This window comes from Candidatus Cardinium sp. cBcalN2 (genome assembly GCF_022810445.1).
GTDB lineage: Bacteria > Bacteroidota > Bacteroidia > Cytophagales > Amoebophilaceae > Cardinium.
Genome location: NZ_JAACGD010000036.1, coordinates 1 through 9,767, shown reverse-complemented (window position 1 = coordinate 9,767; position 9,767 = coordinate 1). Strand labels below are relative to the sequence as shown.

Sequence of the window (9,767 nt, the reverse complement as noted above, 5' to 3'; positions counted from 1 at the left end):
AATGTTATGATATATGTGTATACATATACTATATAGTGGATAATAGTTAGATTAAAAAAATCTTATTTGCTTATGCTTCGTTTATTTATACTTTTTTATCTATGTCTTGTTTCTTGCAGCTGTATAACGAATAAACCTAATAGAAAATCAATTCCTAGCCAAGCACAGTTAGAATATGATTCAACAGTGTGTAGTTACGACAGTAGCACTATACTTGCAATAAGATTAAAAAATAATCTAAAGGCCAGTGTTGGTGTTTTGCTTTGTTATACTAATGACAAAAAAGAAAGTTTTCTCTTATTAGGTAGAGAACGAGTAGGTAAACGTGATGGGGAAACATGGTGTGAATTAGGTGGAAGTGTAGAAACAGGTGAAAGTTTTTTAGAAGCTGCTATTCGCGAATCAAAAGAGGAAAGTGGAGGCGTATATCAATTGGATCCAAATGATTTATTGAATAATGGAGTGGTTTGTTATAATAAATATAAACAAAAGGATGGGCGTATTAGAGAAGAAGTATATATTTTACTGAAAATAAATAATTATTATCCTTCTGATGTATTATGTAAAGCAGTCAATCGGCAAAATAAGGATACTTATAGGGAGAAAGATGACTTCAAATGGGTTTCATGCACTAGTTTATACACAATCGATCACAATCCTTGTATATTAACAGATATAGATGGTAATGAGAATACGTTTACGCTAAGAAAGTTTTTCTATGAAGTATTGAAAAGAGATTCATTTCGAATGAAATTATTATCTGTAATGTAGTTATAAAGGAGGTATATAAACATAACGCATAATTTGTTTCAATAAATATATAGAAAGGATTTCCAAATATAATTTATCACATAATGTATTTAATAGGTACCTAACATTGAAGTTATACAAATAAACATTACAAAATGAAAGACTATACTTTACAAGTAACAGCTAGAGCGCTAATAGTAAAAAATAGGCACTTACTACTTGTTAGTAATGATTATAAGCTTTGGTATACACCTGGTGGGCATTTAGAACCAAGTGAAACGCTTCCAGCGTGCATGGTAAGAGAAGTAAAAGAAGAGACTGGACTTGATGTTAAACCAAACCAAATTGTCCATGTTGCAGAATTTTTTGATAAAAAGTATAATGTACATAAGATAGAGGTCTATTTTTCCGCAGAAATAGATGTAGATGAGCTGCCTAAACATTGGTCAGATAAAGATGGTCCAGTTACAACCTCTCAATTTTTTGATGTTGAAGCCTTAAAAGATATCCATGTTGTACCAGCCTTTTTAAAAACAGGTAAATGGTCAAATTTTGATCTTGATGTTTATCAAGGATCAGAAAAGAGATAAAGTGATATCAGATATAATAAATAGATATGAATATGGAATTAAATAGATTATATTTGTACTTATAAATACATTTAGGTAATTATTACTTACTATTCTTTTCCAACTATTTAATGCTTCTTTGTAAGGTATCTCTATGACAGAAAGATTAAAACAAGATGGTCAATTCATTTTTTAACAGTGTCAGGAACAGATACTTTCTACAGTTAAATTAACAGAAGCAGCGGTAATCCTATAGTGGGAATAATACATGGACATAATACAAGTCCTAGCTCTCGACAGGACGATAGCAAGGATATAAAATGCCTATTTACATCCCTTTGCGAATTGATGCATCCAGGTATAGTTGCTCTACAGAAGTAGCATTTCAATATACTGCCATAATGATGGATAGACTTAGCTATGCAAGTTAAGCAGACTTTGTTTTTACATTCAGCACACTCAAATACGTACACATCTTGTTCGAAATGATTCATACAAATATAACATGTAAATAGAGCATTATATGGCACTAAGTTTTGGGCTTTAATAAGACTACGTTCTATTCTTGCTATTGCTGAATGGTCTGCTTTTACTGCTTTATTTTGTTTTTCTATTTCCGCTATATGGTTGTATAAATCTTTTGATGATTCACAGCAAAGTTTGATAAAAACCTCATTTTCAGCAAGATTACATAATCTCATAGAGTTACTTAACTTACGCAGTCTTAAAAGATACAATGCTAGGCAGTCGTTATGTAGGTTGTTCTGGCAACACATAACCTTATAAAAGTTTTCACTTGGAGAAATACCACATCGACACACATAACATGCATGGTTTAATCCAGTTGGATTACGCTTTTGCAGGCTTGAGATTGGATACTTTTCTACCAATTCTAACATAGTGTTTATTTGTTTGCTTTTTCTCCGATCTTTAAAGTTCATTACTGCGCTGTTTAAGCGCTCTATTAATGTTGCTTTGGTTTTTGTTTTCGTACGCTTAATCTTAGCCTCATTATCTTTTTGCGTTAATACAAATTGTATTTGTGGTCCACAATTTTGTACTTTCTGGTGTGTAGCCCTACTAGAACAACCCATACCCATCATACATAATCCTATGATTTTAAATAGCATAATCAGGTTCTTACTATTTGCCATAAGATATTTTTTTATGCTACTGATTTTATCAAGATAATAAAGATTGAGATGGCAAAACGTAAAAAAGAGGAAAAAGTGATATTGTTCAGTTTTATTTCGGATTTTTATTTTCATGTTTTTTAGAAAGTTTTTAGACTAAAAAAGTCAATTTGGCGCTAAAAATTTAGCTTTTATTTATATTAAATATTAATAATGAAACTAAAAAAATTATTTTTAGATCCATTTCTACCGTTAGCTTCTAAGCAACCTTGGTCCATAAAGTTTCTTGTCTAGGATAACCCACAACCTGGACCAACACTTATCAGAATGAATCAGCCCATATAGTTATTTTTAATCTTAAAAAATCAGTAAATTGAATGAATTTAGGGCAATCTAGGATTGCTACACACAAAAAAAAGGTATTCCGATCCATCAATTTGTATAGACCGAACCAATCCATCATATACCAATCGCATCACATTATGTCAACTAATTATCAATTTTTTACTCCTAAAGAAATTGTACAAGAACTGGATAAATATATTATCGGTCAAGCAGAAGCCAAGCGCAACGTTGCCATTGCACTACGCAACAGATGGCGTAGAATGCAGGTTAAGGAACCCCTTAAGCAGGATATTGTTCCCAATAACATTTTAATGGTTGGTCCAACCGGCGTAGGCAAAACAGAAATAGCCAGGCGATTGGCTAAAATAGCAAAAGTGCCTTTTGTTAAGGTAGAAGCTTCTAAGTTTACAGAAGTAGGCTATGTTGGACGTGATGTAGAGAGCATGGTACGAGATTTAGTAGAACGAGCCATAGCCCTGGTAAAGGCAGAACAAATGGAAACCATCCAGGACAAAGCGACTCGCCAAGTAGAAGAAATTATTTTAAATATACTTGTTCCTGATATTCACGAAAAAATAAATATAGAAAAATCACGAGAAAAGCAACAAAGCAGCTACAATACCCGAGAGTGTTTTCGTGAAAAACTAAAAAGCGGCGCACTGGATCAAAGAGAAATAGAAATTAAAATAACCAAAACTACCCCACCTAGTAATATAAATAGCCTAGGCGCAGGCCCTGCTATAGACGAAGGATTCATCATGAACTTTCAGGATATGTTCAGTAGTTTTTTACCTAAACAAACTAAAAAAAGAAAAGTTACGATTGGAGAAGCGCGTACCTTACTCTTGACAGAAGAAATAAACAAACTGATTGATATGAACGCAGTGAAAGAAGAAGCCTTAGCCAGAGCTAGCCATTCGGGTATTATTTTTATAGATGAAATGGATAAAATTGCACACACCACCCCAAGCAATAGCCCGGGTATAAGTAGAGAAGGGGTTCAGCGCGACCTTTTACCCATTGTAGAAGGCAGTACGGTGCAAACCAAACATGGCCCTATCAACACAGACCATATTCTTTTTATTGGGGCAGGTGCCTTTCATATGGCTAAGCCATCTGACCTTATTCCGGAACTACAAGGTCGCTTTCCTATTCGCGTGACCTTAGAAAATCTATCAGAAAAAGATTTTTACAAGATTCTAGATGAACCTAAAAGTGCATTACCTATACAGTACCAGGCGCTTTTATCCGTAGAAGGCGTTAAGCTAGATTTTAGCCTAGAAGCAAAACAAGCCATTGCAACCACTGCTTACCTGCTCAATGAAGAGATAGAAAATATTGGTGCTAGGCGTTTGCAAACCGTAATGAGCCATCTATTAACCCCGATACTATTTGATGTACCAGATACCATTACCCCTCATACAACCATTACCATTACCAAAGAAATGGTCCAAGAAGCATTAGCTGACTTAATCAAACGGAAAGATCTTAGTGCCTATATTTTGTAGCCATGATTTTAGTTCAAAACCCCAAGGATAGTTTCTTGACTTGTTCATCCAGCACGATTCATTTAGGTCAAGATCTGCTATTTTTTACTTATATTTATGCACTACTTTATATAAAATAACGATTAACTATACTATATGGCATTTCTTATTAAGACCATTCAATTTTTAGGAGGGTTATTCATCATGGTTGGTATACATGAATTGGGCCATCTCCTTTTTGCCAAGCTATTTAACATGCGGGTCAACAGCTACATGATCGGCTTTCCTCCTAAGCTATTGAAATTTAAATGGGGTGAAACAGAATATTCCTTAGGATCAATTCCTTTAGGTGGAGCGGTTCAAATTGCTGGTATGGTAGATGAGTCATTAGATAACCACCATCTAAACCATAGCCCCGAACCTTGGGAATTCCGGTCAAAGCCAGCTTGGCAACGACTAATCACCATATTAGGAGGTATTATTTTTAACCTAACCAGTGGCATGCTCATATGGATTGGCCTAACCTATGTGATGGGACATACTTACTTACCTAAAGATGAGGTAAACAAATATGGCATTGTCCCCAATGCAATAGGTAGTGCCATGGGATTTAAAACAGGGGATAAAATTATTAAAATTAATGGAGCAGATTTCGAAGATTTTAACAATATTTTTGCACCCAATCTTTTACTCAGCAACAACAGTTACTATACCATACATAGAGAGGGGAAACTACTAACCCTACCCATTCCAGAAAAAATCATAGAAGATTTATCAAATATCAAAACTAGTTTTTTTATAAGACCTATTTTTCCTTGCTTGATTCAATCCGTTAGCAGAAACGGCGATGCTGCGCGCGCAGGCTTAATGGCCAAAGATCAAATTATTGAGTTAAATCACCAACCTATCTTTGATAGAATTGACTGGCCTACAACCGTTAAAACTTGTTTGGGTAAAGTAGTTGAAGTAGTCTATTTACGAAACGGCACAAAAATGGCTACATGCATTGAAGTAACTGAAGAAGCCTTAGGGATTAAATGGGCTGAACCACTATATAAGCAACTAAATTATTCATTTATAGAATCTATTCCTATTGGTCTAGGTAAAGCTTGGGCATTCATACAAGCACAATCTTTAGCCATTTGGAAATTGATTACAGGTAAAATGAGTATCAAAAAATCTTTAAGTGGTCCCATTGGCATTGCGCAAAATTTTGGAGATAAATTTATTGGGTATAAGTTTTGGACCATGGTTGCTTATTTATCGATCGGCATTGCCTTAGTCAATCTACTACCTATTCCAGCACTAGATGGCGGACATGCACTATGTATACTATATGAAGCGTTATCTGGCAGAAAGCTTTCCGATAGATTGCTGCAACGTATCCAACAATTAGGTATGATTTTTATACTTTTACTTACACTTTATGCATTGGGCAATGATATTCGTAAATTAATCTAAGCAGGTAATATAACCCAGTTATCTTTACTTTTTTGGCACATTATTTGGTTATACATCAGAATAAGCAACAACTTCTCAAATGCCTGAGCATAAGTTGAGCCCAAAAAAAGTCTCATAAAAAATATGAATCGTTTATAAGCATATGTACTTTAATAAGTCGCTAGTAATGGATGGAGGTCTGGCTTCCGCATGGGGGGAAGATGGCATAGGGGGGATGGTAGAGCTCATTGTATCTGATGAAAAAGAACAGCTCTCTGAAGACAACACCCAAGGCAGAATACCCTTATTGGCACTTCGTAATATGGTGCTATTTCCTAATGTTGTCGTACCCATTACGGTCAAAGAAAGGCAGGCTATGCATCTAATAGAAGCCATATATGAAAAAGATGGCCTATTAGGTATTATAGCACAACGTAACCCCGAAACCTTTGAAGGTAAGCAAACAGACATTTATACCATAGGTACCCTAGCTAAAATCATTAAAATCATTAACCTCCCAAATGGGAAAACCATTGCCCTGGTACATGGCAAACAAAAGTTTCAAACCATTCAAATCTTTACAGAATCATTGGGTCTAGAGGCTACGATTCAACTGATCAAGGACCAACCCTATAAAGAGGATAAAAAGGTTCTTGCACTGATGCAATCATTAAAAGATGTTGCCATTAAAATCCTCAAGTTTCGGTCTGATCTTTCTAGTGAAGCACAGACTATGCTTGCCAATATTAAAAATCTAGATTTTCTTACCTATTTTTTGGCATCTAATTTAAATACGGATATCCACTACAAGCAGAAGTTGCTGGAATTAAATAATAGCCCAAAGCGAGCTAGCTTGCTTTTAAAGCATCTGCTGAAGGAATTAGAAATTTCAGAGCTTAAGAAAGAGATTCAGGATAAAGTTCATTCTGATATTAGTCAGCAACAACGAGACTATTATTTAAGGCAACAAGTTAAAGTCTTGCAAGATGAATTAGGCGAGAATGACCTTTCCGATGAAATTGATGCATTACGTGAAAAAGGCAATAAAAAACAATGGCCTAAAGAAGTAGCCGATTATTTCAAAAAAGCATTGGAAAAAGCAGAAAGAATGAGCCCCCATAGCCCGGACTATTCGATTTGCATCAACCATGCAGAGCTACTCGTAGAACTGCCTTGGCAAACCTATACTAAAGACAATCTAGACCTGAATCGAGCTAAGAAAATTTTTGACTCCGACCACTATGGTATTGAAAAAGTAAAAGAACGTCTTTTAGAATTTTTAGCTGTTTTACAACTAAAAAAAGATATGAAAGGGCCTATCCTATGTTTATGTGGTCCTCCTGGAGTTGGCAAAACATCTTTAGGTAAATCTATTGCAAAAGCCATGAGCAGGAAATATGCACGTATTGCGCTAGGTGGCTTAAATGACGAAGCCGAAATACGGGGTCATAGAAAAACCTATATTGGCGCCATGCCTGGAAAAATTATCTATAACATCCAAAAGACCGGCTCATCCAACCCAGTTATTGTCTTAGATGAAGTAGATAAGATAGACGGTATGCGTGGAGATCCAGCCTCTGCCCTACTTGAAGTCTTAGACCCAGAACAAAACAACATCTTTGTAGATAATTTCTTAGAGGTACCCTATGATCTTTCTAATGTTTTGTTTGTAGCCACTGCCAACTCGATGGATCGTATTCCGGCTGCTTTACACGACAGAATGGAAGTGATTGAAGTAAGTGGCTATCTGCTAGAAGAAAAGATAGAAATTGCTAAAAAATATCTTTTTCCTAAACAAAGAAAAGAGCATGGCCTTAAAGCCACTGATCTGGCCATACAAGATGATGCCTTGGCTACCCTTATAGCTAGCTATACAAGAGAATCTGGCGTACGTGAGCTATCGCGTCAAATAGCCCATATTTGCAGAAAAACAGCCAAGTCGATTGCCTTAGGAGAAGCTTATGTTAAGAAAGTTAAATCAACAGATGTCATGCCCTTACTAGGTCCGGAATTATTTGATCAGACCTCCTATCAGCGAATAGCCATTCCTGGTGTATCAATTGGTTTAGCTTGGACGGCTGCTGGTGGTGAAATTCTTTTTATAGAATCTGTTTTGAGTAAAGGGAAGGGTAAGATCAACTTATCTGGTCATTTAGGAGAAGTGATGAAAGAATCTGCTATGACAGCGCTTTCTTACCTAAAAGCCAATGACCAATACCTAGATGTATCACATACCGTTTTTGAAAATTACGACCTACACATTCATGTACCCTCTGGCGCGGTTCCCAAGGATGGGCCTTCTGCAGGCATTACCTTATTTACCTCACTAGCCTCCCTTTATACACAAAAAAAGGTAAAAGACCGCTTGGCTATGACCGGAGAGATTACTTTACGCGGGGAAGTTTTACCCGTAGGTGGCATTAAAGAAAAAATTCTAGCCGCAAAGCGTGTGGGCATGCAAGAGATTATACTAAGCAGCAAAAACAAAAAAGATGTCGAAGAGGTCAAAGAAATCTATCGTGAAAATTTAATATTTCACTATGTAGATGCTGTAGATGAAGTCTACCATTTAGCCCTGCAAGAAAATAGAATAGCTGATGCAAAAGTTTGGGATGATAAGGAGACTATAGCAAGCAAATAAAGTTTTTGTTGTTATATATTATGCGCTATCAATGAAGACAAGGTTTCTAACTAGACAACAACTATCGATTGTAATAGCCAATGGCTTGATTCATTTTGATAATGCCTTATATGGTTATTTGGTCCCTATTATTGCCCCGCTTTTTTTTCCCAAAAGCACACCAGTAGTCCAGCTAATAGGAGGCTATAGCTTTTTGATCATTTCTTTTCTAGCCAAACCATTGGGGCTTCTTTTTTTTAGCAAAATCGCCCAAGCTACCCAAGAAACTAAGGCATTACGCTACACACTTTTGGGTGTAAGCATTAGTTTAATCACTATGTCTGCTTTGCCCATCTATGAAAATGGAGCACTATGGAGCATTTTTTGGTTGCTATTGGCTAGGGTATGCGCAGAAGCATCTGCAGCCGGAGAAGATAACATTGCCAAAATTTATTTACTCCAAGGACTAGCGATGCCAGAAGCTAAAAAGCTTGCCGGATTTTATGAAGGATCTACCATGGTAGGTATTTTATCAGCTGGTGCTGTTGGCACCTCTTTCACGTGGATGGATGAGCCTACAAAATACTGGCGATTGCCCTTTTTAATAGCCGCAGTAGCTACGCTATTGAATCTTATTTTTTTTAGATTAAACACCAAACCAAAGGCACAACACTACAAGCCTATGGCTATGGTGCCAACCATACCCCTCTACCAACAACTTTGGCAGGCACGTAACGCTATTATGCGCATCGCTATAGTGGCTGGATTTAGTTATATAGCTTATACCATTCCTTTTATATTTATAAGTAGCTTTGTACCCATGGTTACTAAGATTACGTATGCCACTATGATGCAATATGCACCTATTTTGATGCTATTAGATATCCTATTCATCAGTTGGATCGCCAAAGTTGGTCAAAAGTGTGACCACAATAACCTGATGGCAGTAGCCAGTGGTCTCTTTGCTTTATCCATTATTCCCCTTTTTAGCGGATTACCAGGTGCTTCTATTTTTTATGTAACAGCAGTACGTAGTTGGTTGATTTTCTTGGGTGTGGTTTTTAGCTGTTTTCTAACCATTTGGTCTAAAGAACAAGTGGCTACAACAGCACCTTACATTACCATAGGATTGGCTACGGTTTTGGGTAGTAGTTTATTTGGCAAATCTGCTACGGCTATTTGTTTCTATCTTTTTCATAAATATCATACCCCTATAGCTCCTGCCTGTTATATAGCCTTAATCGCTTTTGCGGCTACACTGATTATGGCTGACTCTGCATCAGCATAAGCAATGTTTACCTTACTTTTTTGTTAGCGGTACCATACCACTGAATGGATACAGGGGCGTTTTGTGTTTTTAAATTATGTATCTGTTCATGACATTGGTAAAAAATGAATTTTTGTTTATAAAAAAGTAACCAAA

General features: G+C 36.2%; 7 protein-coding genes. 6 read left to right on the top strand and 1 reads right to left on the bottom strand.

The genetic code is table 11. The features are described 5' to 3' along the window. The first annotated feature begins 72 nt into the window (after positions 1–72). Both MUW74_RS01225 and MUW74_RS01220 read left to right on the top strand, forming a co-directional pair. Entirely contained in the window at positions 73–771 is a 699-nt protein-coding gene (locus MUW74_RS01225; RefSeq protein ID WP_243553026.1) for an NUDIX hydrolase, read from the top strand. A gap of 134 nt (positions 772–905) precedes the next feature. Beyond that, positions 906–1,340 carry an NUDIX domain-containing protein gene (locus MUW74_RS01220; RefSeq protein ID WP_243518174.1) on the top strand — a complete coding sequence of 145 codons (435 nt, stop codon included), beginning with the start codon at positions 906–908 and terminating at the stop codon, positions 1,338–1,340. Between the two features lie 203 nt (positions 1,341–1,543). On the opposite strand, the gene MUW74_RS01215 is transcribed toward MUW74_RS01220, so the two are convergent. Next, the gene (locus tag MUW74_RS01215) at positions 1,544–2,473 is read right to left on the bottom strand and encodes a hypothetical protein (protein WP_243518172.1); all 930 of its coding nucleotides are present in this window, start codon (positions 2,471–2,473) and stop codon (positions 1,544–1,546) included. A 461-nt stretch (positions 2,474–2,934) separates the two neighbouring features. Here MUW74_RS01215 and hslU point away from each other — a divergent pair, with 461 nt between their 5' ends. The 4 genes from hslU (at position 2,935) to MUW74_RS01195 (ending at position 9,632) form a co-directional block, all read left to right on the top strand. Beyond that, positions 2,935–4,305 (top strand): ATP-dependent protease ATPase subunit HslU, encoded by a 1,371-nt coding sequence (hslU, locus tag MUW74_RS01210; RefSeq protein WP_243518169.1) that lies wholly within the window; start codon positions 2,935–2,937, stop codon positions 4,303–4,305. A gap of 135 nt (positions 4,306–4,440) precedes the next feature. Next, positions 4,441–5,745: an RIP metalloprotease RseP gene (rseP, locus tag MUW74_RS01205; protein WP_243518166.1), complete on the top strand. Its 1,305-nt coding sequence runs from the start codon at positions 4,441–4,443 to the stop codon at positions 5,743–5,745. A gap of 166 nt (positions 5,746–5,911) precedes the next feature. Continuing rightward, the gene (gene lon, locus MUW74_RS01200) at positions 5,912–8,365 is read left to right on the top strand and encodes an endopeptidase La (RefSeq protein WP_243518163.1); all 2,454 of its coding nucleotides are present in this window, start codon (positions 5,912–5,914) and stop codon (positions 8,363–8,365) included. Between the two features lie 31 nt (positions 8,366–8,396). Then, the gene (locus MUW74_RS01195) at positions 8,397–9,632 is read left to right on the top strand and encodes a hypothetical protein (RefSeq protein ID WP_243518160.1); all 1,236 of its coding nucleotides are present in this window, start codon (positions 8,397–8,399) and stop codon (positions 9,630–9,632) included. The last annotated feature ends 135 nt before the right edge of the window (positions 9,633–9,767 follow it).